The following is a 20,534-nucleotide window of genomic DNA, read 5'->3' as shown; positions in this document are numbered from 1 at the left end:
ACCGATCGGGATCGCGGTGACGTGCGTTACACATGCCGGATTCGTGGGAGTCGCGCCCGGACCGAAGCGACCCCAGACGGAAACGACCCCCGTACCGCCCGTCAGCAGGGCCAGGGCCGATCGGACTCGATCGGGGTACGGGGGTCGGGTGACCATCTGGGATTCGCCGGCACGGAGGGTGCGGCCTGTCGGCGCACTCCCATGGCAGTGAATGCCACGATCCGCGCTAGCGGATGGTCACCTCACGTGTCCAATAGTCATACAACTTCGAACCACCTCCTTCCTCGTGTACAGCCGAAGATACGCCTGCCCACGACTGGGCGGCAACGTCTTTTTCACCGGGCTGCGACAGGTTCGATCTCGAGCAGTGCGCAGCTCGGGTTGACGACGGAAAAATCTTGCGCCCCAGCATGATGCGTGACGATCACCACGGTCTTCGACGGACCGAACAGTCCGCCCTCGGCGGCGATGAGCCGGCGCAGGAGCACTGCCGCATCGTCGGCGTCGAGATGCTCGGTCGGTTCGTCGAGCAGCACCACCGGCGCCGGGTGCAGCAACGCTCGGGCCAGGAGCAGCCGGCGTCGCTGACCGCCGCTGACCGCATCCGCTCCCCCGGTCAGTGCGGTGTCGATACCGTCGGGCAGCCCGGCGATCCACGCTCGCAGACCCACCGCGTCGAGCGCCGCGATGAGCTCGGCATCGTCGGCGTCGCCCCGGGCGACCAGCAGATTCTCCCGGACCGTCGTGGAGAAGACGTGGCCCTCCTCGGCGACGTAGCAGACCGCCGCACGCAGATCGACCGGGTCGGCGGTGCCGTCGCGGCAGCCGACCGTTCCCGTGCGAGCCTCCAAGAGCCCGGCCAGGGTCAGCATGAGTGCCGATTTCCCCGATCCGCTGGGCCCGACCACCACCATCCGCGCCCCGGGCGGCAACTGAACAGACAGCCCGTCGGCGGGACCGAGGACATTCGTCGACGACCAACCCCACCGAAGTGCATCGACGACGACCGTCACCGGTCCCGAATGAATGTCGCGATCCCACGGTCCCCGCTCGTGCGTGGGCACTCCGTCGGGCTCCGAGCCGACATCGGACACACCCGCACCATCGACCAGCGCCATCACCCGGGCCGCGCTCTGACGACTCCGCTCGATCTGGATTCCGGCCTCGGTGAGCGGTCCCGTCGATTCGAAGGCGGACAGCGGCAGCAGGATGAGGACGCCGAGGATCATCGGGGTGAGCCCCTCGCCCGAGGCCACGGACGCCAACGATCCCGGCACCGACGACACGAGCCCGATCCCGATCAGGCAGGCCGCCAGCACCGAGACGCCCACCGACAGAGGCGTTGCCGCGGTCGCGGCGGCCTCGTGGCGCAGTCCCCGATCGGCCGCCTCCAGGGCTTCGGTGTCGGCCGCCCCGGCGGCGGCGAGAACGTGCTCCCGTCGCCGCGCGACGGTCAGCTCCGGAGCGTGCCAGAGCGCGGCCAGAGTCGCCTCCGACGAGCGGGTCGCGGCCTCGGACGAATCGCCGATCGATCGCGCGGAGCCGCGTGCCGCCAGCCACGGCGCGACGAGGCCGCTGACCAGCAGTGCGACCGCGAGGATCAGGGCCGCCCACCACGACACGAGGCCCATGATGATCACCGCGGCGACACCGGTCACCGCGCCGACGGCGATCGGGATCACGCCCCGGATCAGGGCATTGCCGATCTCGTCGATGTCGTCACCGGTGCGGGCCAGCAGGTCACCGCGACGCAGCGTCACCGAATACGCGGGATCGCCGGCGGCGAGCCTGCGATAGACGCGTTCGCGCGCCGTCGCCATCGCGCCGAGGGCGAGGTCGTGGGTGGCCAGGCGCTCGAGGTATCGGAAGACCCCGCGCGAGATCCCGAGGGCCCGAACCGACGTGATCGCCACCGACAGGTAGAGCACCGGCGGCATCTGCCATGCACGCGTGATCAGCCATGCCGACAATGCCGCCAAGCCGAGCGCCGACAGCGATCCGCCCACCCCCAGCAGAATCGATTTCACCAATGGCCGACCCTGCAACCCGAGGAAGGCGAAGGCACGCCGCAAGGGATCAGCCGTTCGCCCGTGATGAGCGGTACCGGTCTGCCCGGGTTCAGTCGCCACGGTGCACCCCGCCGATCTCGACGATCCGGTCGGCGTGGGCGCGCGCCAGCGGCTCGTGGGCGACCACCACCACGGTGTCGCCCGCCTGCGCACGGGCCGAGAGCACGCCGAGCACGGCAGCCGCGGACCGTTCGTCGAGATGCGCGGTCGGCTCGTCGAGCAGGATCAGCGGCGACGGCGAGGCCAGCACCCGGGTGAGCGCGAGTCGCTGCCGCTGGCCCGCCGAGAGCCCGACGCCACCCGCGCCGAGCATGGTCTCCACACCATCTGGCAGTTCGTCGACGACGTCGTCGAAACCGGTCGCCTCGGATACACGTCGCAGCGCTGCCGGGTCGAGGACTCCGAACAGCTCGAGATTCTCGGTGACCGTGCCGGGAACGATCACCGGCAACTGCGGCAACCATGCGATCTGCTCGTGAAGTGCGGCCGGATCGAGTTCGGCGACCGAGATCGCACCGATCAGCACCGACCCCTCATCCGGTTCGATGAGGCCCATGACGGCCAGCAGCGTGGTCGACTTCCCTGCCCCGTTCGGTCCGGTCAGCACCGTCAGCTCGCCCGGCTCGATCGTCGCGGCGAGTCGATGGGGTGCCCATCCATCTCGCCCGTGCACACCGACGTCGAGGAGTCCGATCTGTTGCCCGGCCACCGAACAGGTGCGGTGGCCGGGATGAGACGTCGCAGGGGCGTCGGCCGCCTCGATCAACTCGACGATCTCGCCGGCCGCGGCGACCCCATCGGCCGAGTTGTGGAACTGGGCACCGACCTGCCGGAGCGGGTGGTAGGCCTCCGGAGCCAGGATCAACGCGAGAACACCTGCGTACAGGCTCATCTCGCCGTAGACGAGACGGATTCCGATGCCCACGGCCACCAGCGCCACACACAGGGTCGCGAGCAACTCGAGGACGGCGCCGGACAGGAACGCGACCCGCAGCGCCGACATCGTGGTCCGCCGGTGGGTGCGTCCTAGCTGGGCAACTCGTTCCGCCGGCCCGCGTGACCGGTTCAGTGCCCGCAGCGTCGGGAGGCCGGCGATCAGGTCGAGCAGTTGCGCGTTCAGGCGACTCATCGCCTGGAGTTTGCGGTCGGTCCGGTCCCGCGTCATCAACCCGATCAGCACCATGAAGAGCGGTATCAGCGGGAGCGTGATCAGGATGACCAGCGCCGACGGCCAGTCGGTGACAGCGATGACGAGCACCACCGTCGGCGTGACCGTGAGGGTGACGATCAGCGCGGGCAGGTAGCCCGCCAGATACGGTGCGAGACTGTCGAGTCCGCGCAGCAGCACGGTGCTCGCGTGCTCGCGCCGCTCCAGGAGGTCGCGCGGTGACGTGGTCGCGGGGTCGGTCAGGACGTCGAGAGCACGTGCGCGCAACTGGGCGATGACGCGCGCGGACGCCCGCTGCGCGTACCGGTCGTGCAGGTAGGTCATCGCCACCCGAGCGACCACGGCAACCGCCAGTACACCGAGGTGAACTTGTTGGGCGGCAACGGATCGCCTGCCGGGATCGACGATGAGTTCGGACACGATCGAGGCCGCCATCGCCGCGGTCACGATGATCGCGATCACAGCGCCGAACGAGAAGACCGCCGTGACGACCACGTACCAGCGGGCGGCAGGCGAATACCGCAGCAGCCGTGGGTCGACCGGCCCGGCGCGGCGTGCCGGTGCGCCCTCCTCGGCGGTGTCGGCCTCCCCGGTGGACGCGGTGGTGCTGGCAGCCCGCGTCATTCAGTCGGCACACGCAGCGACGACAGACCGCTCGGCGCGGGGATCTGCTCCACCGAGATCCGCTTGCGGAACACCCAGTAGGTCCACGCCTGGTAGGCGATGACGACCGGTGTGATGAGTACCGCGGCCCAGGTCATGATCGTCAGCGTGTAGTGGCTCGACGACGTGTTGTCGATCGTCAGGTTGTAGGCCGAATCCGTGGTGGACGGCAACACATTCGGGTAGAGCACCGAGAACAGGGTGGCCACGGTCCCGGCGATCGCCACACAGGTCGCGAAGAACGCGACGCCCTCTCGTTTCACCTGCGTCGCCAGCACCATCACCACCGCCGCCACGGCCGCGATCAACACCGGAATCCACGTCCAGCCGTTGCCGTACGCGAATTGGGTCCACAGCAGGAATGCCGCGGCCACCACCAGGGTGGGGATGGCCAGCAGGGAGGCGTACTTCATCGAATCCTGTTTCAGCACACCGCTCGTCTTCAGCGCCAGGAAGACCGCGCCGTGGGTGAGGAAGGCCAACAACGTCGTCAGGCCGCCGAGCAGCGCGTACGGGTTGAGCAGATTGAAGAACCCGGCCGTGTACTGCGCATCGGCATCGATGGGGAGGCCCCGGATGACGTTCGCGAATGCGACGCCCCACAGGATCGCCGGAATCCAGGAGCCCAGCCCGATTCCCACATCGGCCCATGCGCGCCACTTCGGCGAATTGATCTTGCCCCGCCATTCGATGGCACACACGCGGGTGATGAGCCCGACCAGGATCAGGAACAGCGGCAGATAGAAGGCCGAGAACATCGTCGCGTACCAGCCGCCGAATGCCGCGAACATCGCGGCGCCACCGGTGATCACCCACACCTCGTTGCCGTCCCACACCGGCCCGATCGTGTTCAGGATCGCCCTGCGACGGCTGTCCGGATCGGCGAGATCCTCGGTCGGCTCGACCTTCTCGTCACCACCGGTATGGCTGCGCCCGAGGAAGGGCATCAACATGCCGACCCCGAAGTCGAAACCCTCGAGCACGAAATAGCCGACGAACAGTATCGCGATGATCAGAAACCAGAACTCCTGCAGTCCCATCGGTCATCTCCTCAGTACGCGAACGAGAGTTGTTTGGGCTCACCGGAATCGGAATCGTCCGGCGACGGCTCATCTGGTGGTACCGCATCGTAGGTGGCCGGCCCCTCGATGATGTAGCGGCGCTGCAGCATGAACCACACGACCCCGAGTGCCCCGTAGAGAACCGTGAAACCGATGAGCGTCACCCAGACCGTGGCCGCCACATGGTTGGAGACACCGTCCTGGACGAGCATGTGGATCTGCAACGGGTCCAGATCCTCGGCCCAGTTCGGCGCGACCACCCAGGGCTGACGTCCCATCTCGGTGAAGATCCAGCCGGAACTGTTGGCCAGGAACGGGGTGGGGATCATCCACAAGGCCAGCAAGCCGAACTTTCGCGACTCGACAACTCTCTTCTTCCGCGTCAGCCACAGCCCGCCCAACGCGAGCACCGCCGAGCCGAGCGCCCAGGTGATCATCGCCCGGAAGCCCCAGTACGTGACGAACAGGTTGGGCGCGAAGTTCTGCCCGGGCATGTCGAGCGCCTCCTGGTACTGCACCTGTAGCTGATTCACGCCCTGCACAGTGCTGTGGATGTCGCGATTGGCCAGGAACGACAACATGTTGGGGATCTCGATCACCGGGTGGACGTTGTCGCAGTTGTTCTGCCGACCGACGCTCAGCACCGAGAACGCGGCACCGGTCTCGGTGTTGCACAGGGATTCCGCGGATGCCATCTTCATCGGCTGCTGCTCGAACATGATCTCGGCCTGGATGTCGCCGGTGATGAACAGGGCAACGCCCGAGACCACGGTCACCCACAGCGCGAACCGCGTCACCGGGCGCCACATCCTGCGTGCGTCGTGCTCGAGATCCTCGGGCGTGGCGTCGATCTGACTGGGCGACGTCGCCTTCGGCATCTCGGAGGTGTCGCCGGTCTCGATGGCCACGCGAAGTTTCTTCGCCCGCCACATGTTCCGGGCCATCCACCAGCAACCGATGGCCGCGACGAAGGTACCTGCGGTCAGCAGCGCGCCGGCGATGACGTGCGGGAACGCCGCCAGGGTGGTGTTGTTGGTCAGAACCGCCCCGAAGTCGTTCATCGCCGGACGATTTCGTTCGTTGTCCCACTCCACACCCACCGGGTGCTGCATCCACGAGTTCGCGGCGATGATGAAGTAGGCAGATGCGTTGACGCCGATCGCGGCCAGCCAGATGCAGGCCAGGTGGACTCGCCGCGGCAAACGACCCCAGCCGAAGATCCACAGACCGATGAAGGTCGATTCGAGGAAGAACGCGACCAGGCCTTCGAAGGCCAAAGGCGCACCGAACACATCGGCGACGTATCGGCTGTACTCGCTCCAGTTCATGCCGAACTGGAATTCCTGCACGATGCCGGTGGCGACACCCAGCGCGAAGTTGATCAGGAAGAGCTTCCCGAAGAACTTGGTCGCGCGCAGCCACTGTTCGTTGCCGGTCACGTGCCAGACCGTCTGCATGACAGCGATCATCGGCGCCAGACCGATGGTCAGTGGGACCAGAATGAAGTGATAGACGGTGGTGATCCCGAATTGCCATCGGGAGACATCAAGAGCGTCCATGTCGCCTCTATCAGAGTCGGTGCATCGGGCTGCGATGCACGAGCCGGGCCGCGGTGTGCGACCTCCTGATTGCCGAACCCTCACCTACTACATTTCGTAGTAGTCGTACCCGACCCACGCTACGCTGCGCGGATGGGCAAGTTCAAGCACCCAAAGCCCTGATCGCACCTGGATGAAATTGTGGTCTGGATCCCGTCCGCCCGTTGACCGGCGACGTGTCACCGGTCAACGCACGAACGTCGCTCCCATTGTCAGTCAACGCAAATCGCGCGGTCCACCAAATCGGCGAATTCGTCATCTGTCGTTGATGTCGGCATCACATACCGGTTGAGCGATCTGACCCGCGCGGCCAAGGTGACACTGCTGATCAGCCAGACCGAATCGGCGCCGACGAGGTCGGCTCGGCGAAGGGTCTGCGTCGCGGTCGTCCAGCCCTCCTGCTCCGCGATGTCGAAGACCGCGCGCTGCGTGGTCCCGGGCAGGATGCCGGTCTCCGGGGGCGGGGTGGCCAGGGTCTTCCCCGTCACGGTGACGACCGTCGATCTCGGCCCCTCCAGCACCGCTCCCTCGCTGCTGAGGTAGATCACGTCGTCGAACCCCTGCTGTTCGGCATGACGCAGGGCGGCCATGTTGGTCGCGTAGCTGAGCGACTTGGCGCCGAGGAGCTGCCAGGGCGCGGTCTCGGCGAGATCTGTCGAGTAGCCGCGGTCCAGTGTCACCACCGAGAGTCCCTCCGAGCGGGCGTGTCGTACCCGCTCGGCAACGGCACCGACGACCAGATACGCCGTCGGTCCGGCATCCGGCGCGCTCTCCCGCCCTCGCGAGTAGATCAGCCGCAGCCACGCCTCGCCGTCCCCACCCGCGACCGACCATTCCTTCTCGGCCACCTCGATGGCCGACTGCCATGCGTCACGATCGGGCTCGGGCAGATCCATCATCGCCGCGCTGCGTTCGAGGCGATCGAGGTGCGCTCCCACGCGCCGCGTCCGGCCGGAGCGGATCAGCAAGGTCTCGAACACGCCGTCGCCACGCACCGCCGCCAGGTCGTCGGCATGGAGGAACGGGACGTCGGGATCGTGCACCGTGCCGTCGAGGGTGACCAGAATCTGCTGCGCCATGGACTCGAGGCTAGGTGAGGTCCGTCCGTCATGACCCGCACTCGCCGGTTCGTGTCGCCCCGTAGACTCGACATGTGACCGCGTCGCGCATTCTGACCAGGTATTCCACTCAGGGCGCCGTGCCCGGGCCACCCCAGGACGGTGATGACGACCTTGTCCAGGTCGCCTGGCATTACGGAGATCCCCTCGGAGAGCAGCGGACCGCGGAACGTTCCGCGGCCGTCGTCGACCGTTCGGACCGGACCGTGATCGAGTTGCCGGGTGCCGACCGACTGACCTGGCTGCACACCATCTCCAGTCAGCATGTGGAGTCCCTGGCCGACCGGACCAGCGCCGAGAACCTGTCGCTCGATGCGAACGGTCGCGTCGAGGAGCATTTCGTGATGACCGATGTCGACGGGGTGACCTGGGTCGACTGCGAAGGTCGGCGCGGGCCGGTCCTGCTGAACTTCCTCGCCAAGATGGTCTTCTGGGCGAAGGTCGAACCGGCCGCCCGGCCCGACATGTCGGTCCTCACACTGATCGGTCCGGACATCGTGCACGGCCCGATCGCCGACCTCATCGATCTCGCCCCCGACGCCCCGATCTACACCGCAGGCGATCTGCCCGAACTCCACCACGAGGAGGAACCACTCGGCTTCTGGCGGGTGATGCCTCCGATCGGCGAGGGCGCACGGCTGCCCGTGATCGACCTGGTGATCCCCGAATCCGCCGTCGAGGCGTGGTGGACGCAACTCACCGACGCCGGCGCACGGATGGCAGGTGGCTGGACCCATGACGCGCTGCGGGTCGCCGCGATGCGCCCCCGACACGGAGTCGACACCGATGACCGCACCATCCCGCAGGAGGTGAACTGGATCGGCGGACCCGACGAGCTCGGGGCGGTTCACCTCGACAAGGGCTGCTACCGCGGACAGGAGACCGTCGCGCGGGTCCACAACCTCGGCAAGGCGCCGCGTCGCCTCGTCCTGCTCCATCTCGACGGGAGCACCGACGAGCGACCGTCCACCGGCGATCCGGTCAAAGCAGGCGGACGCGTGGTCGGCCGGATCGGGACAGTCGTCGACCATTACGAGCTCGGTCCGATCGCGCTGGCGCTGGTCAAGCGGTCGGTCGGCCCCGAGGTCGACCTGCTCGTCGATGGCGAGCGCCCGGTGAGTGCCCGGATCGACCCCGATTCGGTCCGCGACGACGAGCGCGTCCAGGCCGGCCGCGCGGCGATCGACCGGCTCCGCCACGGCGGGGTCTCGTAGTCGTGATCGCAGACGATCCGTCGGCCGGAGTCGTCCTGGCCGTGTGCGCTGCGACCGACGACGTGATTCTCGACACGATCGGGGCCAGCGGGATCGACAAGCGGCCACTGGCCGGCCGCATCGCCGTCGGAGAGCTCGGGCTGATGCCCGACCACGTCGTGGACACCAAATACCACGGCGGCATCGAGCAGGCGATCTACGCCTACAGCGAACACGAGGCGCTGCGTTGGGCCGAGGAACTCGGCCGCGAACTGCCGTCCGGCTGGTTCGGCGAGAATCTGCGGATCGACGGCCTGCCGACCACCGACGCGGTGGTCGGGGAACGCTGGGAGATCGGCGGCGACGGCCTCGTCGTCGAGACGACGATTCCACGCACGCCGTGCCGCACCTTTGCCGTTTGGGCGGAGGAGCGGCGGTGGGTCAAGCGCTTTCTGGATCGTGCCGACACCGGCTGTTACCTGCGGGTTGTCACGCCGGGCAGCGTTGGCGCCGGGGACGCCGTCCATATCGTGCGTCGACCCGATCACCGGGTCACCGTGCGTGATCTCGTGAGCGGCACCACGGCCGATGCGGATGCCCTCGCGACCCTGCTGGCCTGCGAGGACCTCGGTCCCAAGGTCCGACGGGAGGCCTCGCGCAAACTGGCCCACGCGTGACCCGACTCCCCACTTTCCGACTCGCTGCGGCGCAGTCGGCAGGGCGATCCGCATTATCGGAACGAGCGCGCTAAACTGGTGCCACGACAGATTCATTACCTAGAGAACGGGGCCGCCAAGCGTTTGGCCGCCCCGTCATTGTGCGAGGGGGTCCCAAATGGGCCGCGGCCGGGCAAAAGCAAAGCAGACGAAGGTTGCTCGTCAGCTGAAGTACTCCACTCCGAACACCGACTTCGACAGCTTGCAGCGCGAGTTGTCCGGGTCGGAGGACTCGGCGGAACGCCGGGATCCGGTGGACGAGTGGGTCGACGAGGACGAGTGGCGTCGAGCCTGACGCTCCTGAGTCGTCGACTCCACCCTCTCCTCTCAGCACCGATCTCGGAGCACACCAACGCAACAACCACACCTGAGCAGTTCGTCCGTGGCGAGTGTCACGCGCGAGATGCTCAGGTGTGGTTGTGCGCTGTCGCCGATCGTGCGCGGCTTCGGATCTCGATACGCGACTCACTCCGTTTGCCGCTACTCGATCAACGAGAGAACCGCCAAGGTTCGGCATCCCGCTTCGGCATCTCTGCCGGTCGAGTAGCCGCGACGAAGGAGCGGCACCCCCCGTCGGTCGAGTAGCCGCGACGAAGGAGCGGCGTATCGAGACCCGAGCCACGACGATGCGGAGAACGCCACACCTGCAGCGCAGTGGCGCGTGCGGTGGTCAGAAGCGAGGATGCTCGCCGGACAGCACCACCCGGGGCAGCTCGGTGTTCTTCGGCTCCGTGGACCGTTTGACCGCACCGAGCACCCAATTGTCGACATGACGGGCGGTCAGCACCGCCTGTGCGCGCTCGGTGTCCTCGGGCGCCACCACGGCGACCATGCCGACACCCATGTTGAACGTGCGCTCCATTTCCTCGCGCTCCACCCGGCCGCGCTGGCCGATCATGGCGAACACCGGTGCCGGAGTCCAGGTCCCGCGCTCGAGCTCGGCGACCAGACCCGACGGGATCACCCGCGCCAGATTCTCGGCCAGGCCACCACCGGTGACATGCGCGAAGGTGCGGACATCGGTCTCGGCGGCCAAGGCGAGGCAGTCACGCGCATAGATCCGGGTCGGCTCGAGCAGCTCCTCACCGAGTGAGCGGCCGAACTCCTCGACATGCCCGGCCAGGTCCATGTGGCCCCATTCGAGGAGCACCTTGCGCGCGAGCGAATAGCCGTTGGAATGCAGGCCCGACGACCCCATTCCGATGATCACGTCACCCGGACGAACACGCTCGGGCGAGAGGATCTGGTCGGCCTCGACGACCCCGATCGCGGTGGCCGAGAGGTCGTAGTGGTCTTCGCCCATGAGGCCGGGGTGTTCGGCGGTCTCCCCGCCGAGCAGTGCACAACCGGCGTCCACGCAGCCGTCGGCGATACCCGCGACGATCTGCGCAACCGTCTCCGGCACCACCTTGCCGACGGCGATGTAGTCCTGCAGAAAGAGCGGCTCCGCCCCGCACACGACCAGGTCGTCGACGCACATGGCGACCAGGTCCCGGCCCACGGTGTCGTGCTTGTTCATCGCCTGGGCGATGGCGAGCTTGGTGCCGACGCCGTCACTCGCCGCGGCGAGGACAGGCTCTCGGTAGTTGCCCTTGAGCGCGAACAGTCCGGAGAACCCGCCCAGACCGCCCATCACCTCTGGGCGGGACGCGCGCTTGGCATGCGGCGCAAACAGTTCGACCGCGCGCTCGCCTGCGTCGATGTCCACGCCTGCGGCTGCGTACGAGGCACCACCGTCGCCCGCGGGCGGGTTGTTTGCCGGATTGTCGGCAGCCGAATCCCGATCGGTCATCTAGCTGAGCACCCCTTGTCGAAAACCAGGTTGTCGGATCTCCGGGTGATCGGAGGCTCCGTCGTCGCGCATGGTGTAGGCCGTGGTCCGGTGGCCCGCGATTCCGACGTCGGCACAGCGAGTCACCACCGCTCAAACACGGTACCCGACCGCGGTGCGGCCGTACCGTTCGGTGTGTGGCGTCGGCAGTAGATCTGACAGCCCGGGATCAGGGCCGCATCACCGCGCTGACGTTGTCGTTGGCAACGGTCAGCGGGTCGGCGCGGCCGTCCCCGACGGCGCTGGCGAGCATCTGCTCGAGCACCGCCTTGCCCATGGAGGTCTCCTTGGGCAGGTCGATGGGGTAGTCACCGTCGAAACACGCCGCGCAGAGGGTCTCCGCCGGCTGATCGGTGGCGGCGATCATCTCCTCGATACTGATGTACCCCAGCGAATCCGCGCCGATGGCCTGCCGGACGCCCTCGACCATCCCGGCCTCGGACTCCATACCGTTGGCGATCAGTTCGGCTGGCGATGCGAAGTCGATGCCGTAGAAACACGGCCAGCGGACCGGGCTCGACGCGATACGCACGTGGATCTCGGCTGCCCCGGCCTCGCGGAGCATGCGGATCAATGCTCGTTGAGTATTGCCTCGGACGATCGAGTCGTCCACGACGACAAGCCGTTTGCCGCGGATGACTTCCTTGAGCGGGTTGAGTTTGAGGCGAATGCCGAGCTGGCGGATGGTTTGGGACGGCTGGATGAAGGTACGGCCGACGTAGGCGTTCTTCATCAGGCCCTGTCCGTACGAAATACCCGATTCCTGAGCGAAACCGACCGCGGCCGGCGTGCCTGACTCCGGGACGGGGATCACCAGATCGCCGTCGGCCGGATACTCACGGGCCAGACGGCGACCGATCTCCACGCGGGTCGAGTGCACCGACCGTCCGTGAATGACGCTGTCCGGTCGGGCCAGGTAGACGTACTCGAAGACACAGCCCTTGGGGGTCGGCTCGGCGAAACGCGAGCTGCGGACGCCATCGGCGTCGATGGCCAGGAGTTCCCCGGGTTCGATGTCCCGCACGAAGGATGCGCCGACGATGTCGAGCGCCGCTGTCTCCGACGCCACCACCCACCCGCGGTCGAGGCGGCCGAGCGACAGAGGGCGCACACCGTGCGCGTCACGCGCCGCATAGAGCGTGTGTTCGTCCATGAACGTGAGGCAGAACGCACCCTGCAGGGTGGGCAGCAGATCCATCGCCGCCTGCTCCAGCGTGCTGTCCGCGGCGCCATGGGCGAGCAGGGCGCCGACCAGATCGGAATCCGACGTGGCGGCCGAACTCATCAGACCGAGCCCGCGCGCGCGGCTCGCCAGGTCGGCGGTGTTCACCAGATTGCCGTTGTGCCCGAGTGCGACCCCGGTGCCCGCATCGGTCGTCCGGAAGATCGGCTGCGAGTTCTCCCAGGTCGTCGATCCGGTCGTCGAGTAGCGGCAGTGCCCGATCGCCACGTGACCGACCATCGCGCCAAGGGTCTGCTCGTCGAAGACCTGGCTGACGAGCCCGAGATCTTTGAACACCAGGACCTGCGATCCGTCGCCGACGGCGATCCCCGCCGCTTCCTGGCCGCGGTGCTGCAGAGCATAGAGCCCGTAATAGGAGAGCTTGGCCACATCCTCGCCCGGTGCCCACACCCCGAAGACACCGCACTCCTCGCGAGGTTCGTTCTCGACGTCGTCGGCGGGTTGGGCGGCACCGCATGATCGCGTGGGAGCGAGGAGGTTTGTGCTGTTGATCGACAAGTCGGTCATCAATGGGCTCCCTGAGATCGAGGACGCAGGTGGGCTGGGGAGACGCACCAAGCGTACCGACCGGTCGCGGCGTTACGCGAATCCGGCAACGGCGCGCCGACCGGCCGTATTCCCCCCGCTCGAGGCGAGTCGTCGGCGCGGCACGCCGGATCTGCGCGGGCTACCTTGTCCCGGTGACGATGCCGCTTCCCGACCACCCGCCGCGACGGCCCCTGCGACAGCTGACCTATGTGTGGTTCGCCGTCGTGGTGCTCGTCTATCTGGCGATCATCCAACTCGGTGGGCTCGCGGTCGAACACGCGAGCGGGGTGACGGAGATCGTCACGACCCGGGGCGTCGTGTTCTCGATGATCATCCCCCTCGGGGTGGCACTGGCCTTCACGTTCCTGGTGGTGACCCGACTCGGGTGGTGGCGCCCGGTCCTGTACGACGAGCGCCCGGTGTCGCGGTGGGTGTGGATCGTGCCGGTGTTGATGCTGGTGGCGATCGCCGCAGGCACCGACTACCGGGCCCTCGCCGACAAGGATCTGATCTTCGTCCTCACGCTCCTGGTCGCCACCCAGTTCGTCGGGTGGGGCGAGGAGACGATGTTCCGTGGGATCGGCGTCACGGCGATGCGTGAGCACGGCCTCGGCGAGGGGCGGGTCGCGCTGTGGTCGAGCATCGTCTTCGGGGCGGTCCACCTCACCAACGCGATCGGCCACGGCGTCTCCGCGATTCCGCAAGCGATCGCCGTGAGTCTCGCCGGCTACTTCTTCTACCTGATGAGGCGGGTCTCCCGGGGCAATGTCCTCAACTCGGTGGTCCACGGGCTCTTCGACTTCTCGATCCTCACCGGGACGTCGATCCTCGTCGACCAGAGCGGCTACGTCGGGTCGGTCGCCGCGATCCTGGTCTATCCGATCCTGGCGGTCATCCTGATCGTCGGCCGCAAGCGGATCGAACCTGCACCCGCCGACACCCCGACGCCGTGAACCGGCCCGGTCCTCACAGCGGGAACAGCGGCATCCAGTGCGCGACATCCCCGGCCCGCGATCCGGATGCGCTGACCTCGCCGGCGTCCACCAGGTCCGTCATGTCCCGGTTTCCGGTGACCATCCGCAACCAGCTCCGCGGGTCCGTCTCCACCACGTTTGGCGGTGTTCCGCGAGTGTGGCGCGGACCTTCGATGCACTGCACGGCCACATAGGGCGGCACCCGCACCTCGACGGAGTTGCCGGGTGCGACGTCGGCGAGCGTGCGGGCGGTGAGTCGGACGGCGGCGGCGACCTCCTGCCGGGCGGGAGCCTTGACCGTGTCGTCACGAATCCACTCGGCAACGGCGAGGACCGCCGCCCTGGCCTGCGCCGGATCGATCGGTTTACGCGCTGCCACGCCGACCATCATGCACCATTGAGCCATGGGAACCGACGTCTCGAAACGTGAGTTCACCGGCGAGGACCGCGTCCGGTTCCGCAGGCAGGTGAGTCGCGGTACCGAGGCGATCGCACGCATGCTGGCCGAGGGCCTGTTCACCGATCACGGTCGGCCGCCGGAGCCGTTGCTGGGCATGGAGGTGGAACTCAACCTCGTCGACGATGACATGAATCCGGCGATGGCCAACGCCACGGTGCTCGACGCCATCGCCGATCCCGACTACCAGACCGAGCTCGGCCAGTTCAACATCGAGATCAACGTCTCCCCGCGCCCCTTCGTCACCGACGACACCATCTCCCTCGAGCAGGCTCTGCGCACCTCACTCAATCGCGCGGAAAAGCGGGCCGCGCAGACCGACAATCATCTCGTGATGATCGGCATGCTCCCCACCCTCAACGCCGAACATTTTGCTCACCAATGGATTTCGGCCAATCCCCGGTACGACCTGCTCAACGAGCAGATCTTCGACGCCCGCGGCGAGGCGATCGAGATCGACATCAGCGGGATCCCGCTGGGCGACGGTCACCACACCGACCGCCTGCACACCACGACCGACTCGATCCTCCCCGAGGCGGCCTGCACATCGTTGCAGTTGCATCTGCGGGTTGCCCCCGAAGACTTTGCCGCGCATTGGAATGCGGCGCAGAGCATCTCCGGGGTACAGGTGGCGCTGGCGGGCAATTCGCCGTTCCTGGCCGGCGCCGCGCTCTGGCACGAGAGCCGCATCCCGGTGTTCGAGCAGGCGACCGACACCCGGCCCCTGGAGCTGAAGAATCAAGGTGTCCGGCCGCGGGTCTGGTTCGGTGAGCGATGGATCAACACGATCTTCGATCTCTTCGAGGAGAACACCCGATACTTCCCGGCACTGCTCCCCGTCTCCACCGATGTCGATCCGCTGGCCGAACTCGACGAGGGAAGGATCCCGTCACTGGACGAGCTCCGCCTGCACAACGGCACCGTGTACCGCTGGAACCGGCCGGTGTACGACGTCGTCGACGGGCACGCCCATCTGCGGGTGGAGAACCGCGTCCTACCCGCCGGGCCGACGGTCGTCGACACCATGGCCAACTCGGCCTTCTACTACGGCCTGGTTCGCGGCCTCGTCGAGTCCGACCGCCCGCTCTGGTCGCAGATGTCCTTCAACGCCGCCGCGGAGAACCTGCAGTCGGGCGCTCGCGCGGGCCTCGAGGCACAGTTGTACTGGCCGAACGTCGGGTGGGTGCGTCCCGACGAACTCACCCTGCGACGGCTGCTCCCCCTCGCCGACGACGGCCTGCGTTCCTATGGCGTCTCGGCCAAGGCACGCTCGCGCTACCTGTCGGTCATCGAGGGGCGCTGCATCAACCGGCAGACCGGGTCGGCATGGCAGCGGCGCGCGGTCCTGGCCCGCGAGGCTGCGGGCGAGGACCGCGATGCGGCCCTGCACGGCATGCTCGGCGACTACGTGACGCTGATGCACGAGGGCGAACCCGTGCACACCTGGCCGACCTGAGCACCTGGGGCACGACGACGCCGGCCCGAGTGCCGGTCAGGCAGATGCCTTCGGAGGCCGGTGGAAGGCGGCCAGCTGTGCGGCGGCGGCACCGAGACCGAGACCGGCGGCGAGCGCGGCAGCGCGGTTGCCGGTGAGTTTGCTGTCGAGCCCCAGTGCGCGGTCGACGCTCCATTTACCCGGGCCCAGGGCGGCGAGCGCGATGGCGGCCACCGAGAGATTGGCGACGTACTCCCATCCCTCGGAGGTGATGAAGAAGCCGTTGGGGAGGTGCACCGAACGAGCAGCGACGGCCATCGTCCCGACCACGGCCGACGCGGCCACCGGTGTACCGGCACCTGCGACGATGGCGGCGCCCGCCCCCACCTCGACCACGGCGGACGCCTGGGCCTGCAGCTTGGGTTGCTTGAACCCGATGGAGCCGAACCAGCCTGCGGTGCCGTCGAGGCTGCGCCCGTGCTTGACGCCGTGGGCGATCATCGTTCCGCCGATGGCCGCACGCATCAGCAATTGCACAGCGGTGTTGTCGGGCGACGGTCTGGTGAACAGGCGGGTCATCTTCTCGTGCACCTCGTGTGAGTCGGTGGGAACAATTCGGTCTGCAGCAACATTGCCGCCTCGGCAGTTTCCGTGCAAGCCCGCGAAATCACCGGGCAGGCAAGGTGATCTGACAACGCGTGCCCTCGACCAGTGGATACGGTCAACGGAGTTCGACCCCCGCGGCCTGTTCGAGGACTCGGACGATCTCGGTCTGATCGGCGCCCGGTCCGATCGCTTCGGTGGCCGATGCCCACGCCCGACCGAGCGCTGACCCGATGTCGAGGTCCACGCCGCAGTCGCGGGCGAGGTCGAGCGCGATGCCGACGTCCTTGTTCATCAGCGACGCCGTGAATCCCGAGTCGAAACCGCGGTTCAGCACGAACGTCCCGAACTTGGCCTCGGTGGCCTGATTGCGACCGCTACCCGCGTTGAGCACCGACAGCAGCGTCGCTGGGTCGATGCCGAATTTGGTCCCGACGACGAGCACTTCGGCGGCCGCGAACAGTCCCACCGCCGACAGCAGGTTGTTGAGCGCCTTCGCGGCGTGCGCCGATCCGGTCGGACCCACATGGATGATCTCGCGCGCGGTTGCGGCCAGCAGGGGCCACACGATCTCGACCGCCCCGTCGTCCCCGCCGACCATCACCGCCAGATCCGCGACGACTGCACGGGCCACCCCACCACTGACCGGTGCGTCGACGACCGCCACATCCGCCGCGGCGGCCGCATCCCCGAGTGCCCGGGTGCGGGCCGGGACACTGGAACTCATGTCGACGATGATCGTTCCCGGCGCCAGGCGGCGGAGCAGGCCGTTCTCGCCGAGAATCACCTCGTCGACCACATCACTCGTGGGCAGGGAGAGGACCACCACGTCGCAGTCCGCGGGATCACCCGGTGCCACCCGATCGGGATGTGCGGCGAGGAATCGCTGAACCGCGGAGGGCGCGGCGTCAGCGATGACGAGCGGCTGTCCCGCCGCCACGAAGTTGGCTGCGATCGGCGACCCCATGGCGCCGAGGCCGATCATGGCGACGCGCCGCTCCGGAATCGGGATGTCAGGCATGGCTTCCCTTTCGGGATGCGGCGACGTCGGGACGCTCTCCCAGTTCGCGGATCAAGACGTCTTGCGCGACCCGCATCGCGGCGATGCCCGCAGGCACGCCGCAATACGCGGTGGCATGGATGATCGCCTCGACGACCTCGTCACGGGTCAGGCCGTTGCCCAGTCCCGCGCGCACGTGAACGGCCAGTTCCGGGTGATGATTGAGGGCGACCAGCATGCCGATTGTCATCAGGCTCCGGCTCCGCCGGTCGAGACCGGGGCGTGTCCAGACCGAGCCCCACACCGACTCCGTGACGAACCGTTGCAACGCTTCGCCGTCGGAACCGACGTTGCGGGCGAGCGATTCGGCCACATAGTCGGCGCCGACCACCTCGGAGCGGACATCAAGGCCCGCCTCGTAGAGGGCACGATGCGCTGCTGCCACCGAGTCGTCGATGTTCACCGTCGGACCCTGCTCGATCACTTTGCCCGCTTGAGAACCCGGTCGGCCGCAGCCCAGTGCTCGTCGGCGACCCACAGATGCGCGAACTCCTCGACGGCCTCACCCGGCTCGACACCCCGGATGACCTTCTTGATCGCGGTGGCGGGCGCCGTCGCGAGCGATTGCGCGACAGTTCGCCAACCGTCGTCGAACCGGGACCGTTCGATGACCTGATCGACCAGGCCCACCTTCATCGCTTCCTCCGCGGACAACTTTCGCCCCGACCCGGCGAGCAACAGGGCCTGGGACGGGCCGACCAGGGTGGTGAGCCGTTCCGCGCCTCCCCACGCCGGCATGATCGCCAGACTCGACTGATTGAAGCCGATCGTGATGTCGTCGGCCGCGAGCCGGATGTCCGCGGCCACCGCGACCTCGGCGCCGCCACCCAGGGCGTGCCCGTTCAGTGCGGCCACCACCGGCCCCGGGAAAGCGCTGATGCGATCACAGATCCGCCGCATCCGCCAGGCCATCGCCCTGGCCTCGTCCAGGGTCCGGAGCTTCGCGAGTTCTTTGAGGTCGCCGCCGGACACGAAGACCCGGTCGCCGCCGCCGGTGATCGCGAGCGCCCGCGCGCCGGCCGCCGCGTCGATCGCCTCGTCGAGTTCGTCCATCGTCGACAGCGCTATCGCGTTCCGCGCCTCCGGCCGATCGATCGTGATCACGGCCAGGCCGTCGACCGTCTCCAACTTCACCATAACCGCTCGCTCTCCGGAAGTGAGATTGCTATTCTCGTTCAAAGAGAACATTATCACCATCGAATCCGGGGTCGGCGGCAGTTCTGCCGGGACAGCGGCTCCGGCCGAGCGCATGGGGGCTTCATGACCAGGCAGGTACCGACCGAGCTCGCCGAGAAGTACGTCGCCAACGGGTGGTGGACGGACGAGACCCTCGGCGACCTGCTCCGGGACGGTCTGGCGGCATCCCCTGATGCCCGCTTCCTGGTGCACTCGGCAACCCGCCCCTGGTCGGGGACCTTTCGCGACGTCGAGATCGTCGCACGACGACTGGCGGCCGGATTGCACAGGCGGGGCGTGGGACCCGGCGACGTCGTCGCGTTCCAGCTACCGAACTCGATGGAGGCCGCCGCGGTGTTCTGGGCGTCGGCGTTCCTCGGTGCGGCGGTCGTGCCGATCGTGCATTTCTATGGGCGCAAAGAGGTTTCCTACATTCTCGGCGAGGTGACACCCAAGGTCTTCATCACGCCCGAGAGTTTCGGGCGGATCACCTTTGACCTGTCCGTCTGCGCCGACGTCCCGATCGTCGGGGTGATCGACAAGGACTTCACCGACCTCCTCGACGACGAGCCGCTGACAGGCGTCCTCCCGGTGAATCCGTCCACCTGCGCGCTGATCGCGTTCACCTCCGGTACCACCACCAACCCCAAAGGTGTTCTGCACAGCCATCACTCGTTGGTCCACGAGACCCGCCAGCTCTCCGCGATGTATCCGGACGACCGCGGCAGGCAGCTCACCGCGGCACCGGTCGGTCACTTCATCGGGATGATCAACGCCTTCCTCATCCCGGTCCTCGACGGCACCGACGTCAATCTCACCGACGTGTGGGATCCCGGCGAGGCATTGCGCCTGATGCGGGCCGAGAACGTCACGGTGGGCGGCGGCGCGACGTACTACATGACGAGCCTGATCGACCACCCCGACTTCACCGAAGCCGATGTGCCCCAAATGAAGTACGCGGGCCTGGGCGGATCGTCCGTTCCGGCGGCGATCACCACACGGCTGGCCGCCCTCGGCATCACGGTGTTCCGTTCCTACGGCAGCACCGAGCACCCGTCGATCACCGGTTCGCACCCCAGCGCCGCGGAGGACAAACGTCTCTACACCGACGGTCGGCCACTACCCGGGGTCGAGATCCGGCTCGGCGAGGACGGCGAGATCCTCAGCCGCGGACCGGATCTCTGCATGGGTTACACCGACGCGGACCTCACTGCGCGCATGTTCGACGATGACGGGTGGTATCACACCGGAGACATCGGCGCCCTTGACGAGGACGGTTATCTCAGCATCACCGATCGCAAATCCGACATCATCATCCGCGGCGGCGAGAACATCAGCGCCCTCGAGGTCGAGGATGCCCTACTCGGGATGGACGTAGTGGCCGACGCCGTCGTCGTCGCGGTTCCCGACGACCGGCTCGGCGAACGCGCCGCCGCCGTCCTGCGAGTCCATCCCGATCGGGGCTCCCCCACCATCGAGGACCTCCGTGCACACCTGGCCGCGGTCGGTCTGGCCAAGCAGAAATGGCCCGAAGAGGTCCACGTGGTCGACGACTTCCCCCGCACCGCGAGCGGCAAGGTCCAGAAATTCCGAATCCGCACGGCATTGCACGATGCACGTTCAGGAGAATAGTATTCTCGA

18 protein-coding genes are annotated in these 20,534 nt (G+C 67.5%); 6 read left to right on the top strand and 12 right to left on the bottom strand.

Annotated elements, in window-relative coordinates; all coding sequences use genetic code 11:
* Positions 1–335: 335 nt before the first annotated feature.
* The 5 genes from cydC to OVA31_RS16075 all read right to left on the bottom strand — a co-directional run bounded on the left by cydC (position 336) and on the right by OVA31_RS16075 (position 7,638).
* Positions 336–2,129, bottom strand: coding sequence for a thiol reductant ABC exporter subunit CydC (gene cydC, locus OVA31_RS16095; RefSeq protein WP_267627611.1), 1,794 nt, complete (start codon positions 2,127–2,129; stop codon positions 336–338).
* Positions 2,119–3,861: a thiol reductant ABC exporter subunit CydD gene (cydD, locus tag OVA31_RS16090; protein WP_267627610.1), complete on the bottom strand. Its 1,743-nt coding sequence runs from the start codon at positions 3,859–3,861 to the stop codon at positions 2,119–2,121. Before cydD ends, cydC begins: the two co-directional genes overlap by 11 nt.
* Entirely contained in the window at positions 3,858–4,940 is a 1,083-nt protein-coding gene (gene cydB, locus OVA31_RS16085) for a cytochrome d ubiquinol oxidase subunit II (RefSeq protein ID WP_267627609.1), read from the bottom strand. The genes cydD and cydB overlap by 4 nt, the downstream gene beginning before the upstream one ends.
* 11 nt (positions 4,941–4,951) lie before the next feature.
* Entirely contained in the window at positions 4,952–6,520 is a 1,569-nt protein-coding gene (locus tag OVA31_RS16080; RefSeq protein ID WP_267627608.1) for a cytochrome ubiquinol oxidase subunit I, read from the bottom strand.
* Positions 6,521–6,771: 251 nt separating this feature from the next.
* Entirely contained in the window at positions 6,772–7,638 is an 867-nt protein-coding gene (locus OVA31_RS16075; protein WP_267627607.1) for an aminodeoxychorismate lyase, read from the bottom strand.
* A 74-nt stretch (positions 7,639–7,712) separates the two neighbouring features.
* On the opposite strand from OVA31_RS16075, the gene OVA31_RS16070 reads away from it, so the two are divergent.
* From OVA31_RS16070 to OVA31_RS16060, 3 genes are all read left to right on the top strand, one after another.
* Positions 7,713–8,891 carry a YgfZ/GcvT domain-containing protein gene (locus tag OVA31_RS16070; RefSeq protein ID WP_267627606.1) on the top strand — a complete coding sequence of 393 codons (1,179 nt, stop codon included), beginning with the start codon at positions 7,713–7,715 and terminating at the stop codon, positions 8,889–8,891.
* A 2-nt stretch (positions 8,892–8,893) separates the two neighbouring features.
* Entirely contained in the window at positions 8,894–9,547 is a 654-nt protein-coding gene (locus OVA31_RS16065; RefSeq protein ID WP_267627605.1) for an MOSC domain-containing protein, read from the top strand.
* Positions 9,548–9,704: 157 nt separating this feature from the next.
* Positions 9,705–9,881, top strand: a complete 177-nt coding sequence (locus OVA31_RS16060) for a DUF3073 domain-containing protein (RefSeq protein ID WP_164307262.1) — start codon at positions 9,705–9,707, stop codon at positions 9,879–9,881.
* A gap of 375 nt (positions 9,882–10,256) precedes the next feature.
* Here OVA31_RS16060 and purM read toward each other — a convergent pair whose 3' ends face one another.
* Both purM and purF read right to left on the bottom strand, forming a co-directional pair.
* Entirely contained in the window at positions 10,257–11,378 is a 1,122-nt protein-coding gene (gene purM / locus OVA31_RS16055) for a phosphoribosylformylglycinamidine cyclo-ligase (RefSeq protein WP_267627604.1), read from the bottom strand.
* A gap of 208 nt (positions 11,379–11,586) precedes the next feature.
* Positions 11,587–13,167: an amidophosphoribosyltransferase gene (gene purF / locus OVA31_RS16050; RefSeq protein WP_267627603.1), complete on the bottom strand. Its 1,581-nt coding sequence runs from the start codon at positions 13,165–13,167 to the stop codon at positions 11,587–11,589.
* A 179-nt stretch (positions 13,168–13,346) separates the two neighbouring features.
* Between purF and OVA31_RS16045 the strand changes: the two genes are divergently transcribed.
* The gene (locus tag OVA31_RS16045; protein WP_267631562.1) at positions 13,347–14,141 is read left to right on the top strand and encodes a CPBP family intramembrane glutamic endopeptidase; all 795 of its coding nucleotides are present in this window, start codon (positions 13,347–13,349) and stop codon (positions 14,139–14,141) included.
* A gap of 13 nt (positions 14,142–14,154) precedes the next feature.
* Here OVA31_RS16045 and OVA31_RS16040 read toward each other — a convergent pair whose 3' ends face one another.
* Positions 14,155–14,550, bottom strand: coding sequence for a sterol carrier family protein (locus tag OVA31_RS16040; RefSeq protein WP_420714215.1), 396 nt, complete (start codon positions 14,548–14,550; stop codon positions 14,155–14,157).
* Positions 14,551–14,566: 16 nt separating this feature from the next.
* Between OVA31_RS16040 and OVA31_RS16035 the strand changes: the two genes are divergently transcribed.
* The gene (locus tag OVA31_RS16035) at positions 14,567–16,075 is read left to right on the top strand and encodes a glutamate--cysteine ligase (protein WP_267627601.1); all 1,509 of its coding nucleotides are present in this window, start codon (positions 14,567–14,569) and stop codon (positions 16,073–16,075) included.
* 36 nt (positions 16,076–16,111) lie between these two features.
* On the opposite strand, the gene OVA31_RS16030 is transcribed toward OVA31_RS16035, so the two are convergent.
* The 4 genes from OVA31_RS16030 to OVA31_RS16015 form a co-directional block, all read right to left on the bottom strand.
* Positions 16,112–16,633, bottom strand: coding sequence for a DoxX family protein (locus tag OVA31_RS16030; protein ID WP_164307267.1), 522 nt, complete (start codon positions 16,631–16,633; stop codon positions 16,112–16,114).
* A 142-nt stretch (positions 16,634–16,775) separates the two neighbouring features.
* Entirely contained in the window at positions 16,776–17,678 is a 903-nt protein-coding gene (locus tag OVA31_RS16025) for an NAD(P)-dependent oxidoreductase (RefSeq protein ID WP_267627600.1), read from the bottom strand.
* Positions 17,671–18,120 carry a carboxymuconolactone decarboxylase family protein gene (locus OVA31_RS16020; protein WP_267627599.1) on the bottom strand — a complete coding sequence of 150 codons (450 nt, stop codon included), beginning with the start codon at positions 18,118–18,120 and terminating at the stop codon, positions 17,671–17,673. Before OVA31_RS16020 ends, OVA31_RS16025 begins: the two co-directional genes overlap by 8 nt.
* A 17-nt stretch (positions 18,121–18,137) precedes the next feature.
* Positions 18,138–18,854, bottom strand: a complete 717-nt coding sequence (locus OVA31_RS16015; protein ID WP_267627598.1) for an enoyl-CoA hydratase/isomerase family protein — start codon at positions 18,852–18,854, stop codon at positions 18,138–18,140.
* A gap of 123 nt (positions 18,855–18,977) precedes the next feature.
* Here OVA31_RS16015 and OVA31_RS16010 point away from each other — a divergent pair, with 123 nt between their 5' ends.
* Positions 18,978–20,525 (top strand): AMP-binding protein, encoded by a 1,548-nt coding sequence (locus OVA31_RS16010; protein WP_267627597.1) that lies wholly within the window; start codon positions 18,978–18,980, stop codon positions 20,523–20,525.
* Positions 20,526–20,534: the final 9 nt, after the last annotated feature.

Source organism: Gordonia sp. SL306 (genome assembly GCF_026625785.1).
GTDB lineage: Bacteria > Actinomycetota > Actinomycetes > Mycobacteriales > Mycobacteriaceae > Gordonia.
The sequence above is the reverse complement of the archived record's forward strand: the minus strand, read 5'-3'. Positions and strand labels throughout refer to the sequence as shown.

Excerpts from the sequence above, each read along its gene's own strand:
- cydD (WP_267627610.1), bottom strand. The coding sequence starts at position 3,861 with ATGACGCGGGCTGCCAGCACCACCGCGTCCACCGGGGAGGCCGACACC.
- cydB (WP_267627609.1), bottom strand. The coding sequence starts at position 4,940 with ATGGGACTGCAGGAGTTCTGGTTTCTGATCATCGCGATACTGTTCGTC.
- OVA31_RS16080 (WP_267627608.1), bottom strand. The coding sequence starts at position 6,520 with ATGGACGCTCTTGATGTCTCCCGATGGCAATTCGGGATCACCACCGTC.
- OVA31_RS16075 (WP_267627607.1), bottom strand. The coding sequence starts at position 7,638 with ATGGCGCAGCAGATTCTGGTCACCCTCGACGGCACGGTGCACGATCCC.
- OVA31_RS16060 (WP_164307262.1), top strand. The coding sequence starts at position 9,705 with ATGGGCCGCGGCCGGGCAAAAGCAAAGCAGACGAAGGTTGCTCGTCAG.
- purM (WP_267627604.1), bottom strand. The coding sequence starts at position 11,378 with ATGACCGATCGGGATTCGGCTGCCGACAATCCGGCAAACAACCCGCCC.
- purF (WP_267627603.1), bottom strand. The coding sequence starts at position 13,167 with ATGACCGACTTGTCGATCAACAGCACAAACCTCCTCGCTCCCACGCGA.
- OVA31_RS16045 (WP_267631562.1), top strand. The coding sequence starts at position 13,347 with ATGCCGCTTCCCGACCACCCGCCGCGACGGCCCCTGCGACAGCTGACC.
- OVA31_RS16040 (WP_420714215.1), bottom strand. The coding sequence starts at position 14,550 with ATGGTCGGCGTGGCAGCGCGTAAACCGATCGATCCGGCGCAGGCCAGG.
- OVA31_RS16035 (WP_267627601.1), top strand. The coding sequence starts at position 14,567 with ATGGGAACCGACGTCTCGAAACGTGAGTTCACCGGCGAGGACCGCGTC.
- OVA31_RS16030 (WP_164307267.1), bottom strand. The coding sequence starts at position 16,633 with ATGACCCGCCTGTTCACCAGACCGTCGCCCGACAACACCGCTGTGCAA.
- OVA31_RS16025 (WP_267627600.1), bottom strand. The coding sequence starts at position 17,678 with ATGCCTGACATCCCGATTCCGGAGCGGCGCGTCGCCATGATCGGCCTC.
- OVA31_RS16015 (WP_267627598.1), bottom strand. The coding sequence starts at position 18,854 with ATGGTGAAGTTGGAGACGGTCGACGGCCTGGCCGTGATCACGATCGAT.
- OVA31_RS16010 (WP_267627597.1), top strand. The coding sequence starts at position 18,978 with ATGACCAGGCAGGTACCGACCGAGCTCGCCGAGAAGTACGTCGCCAAC.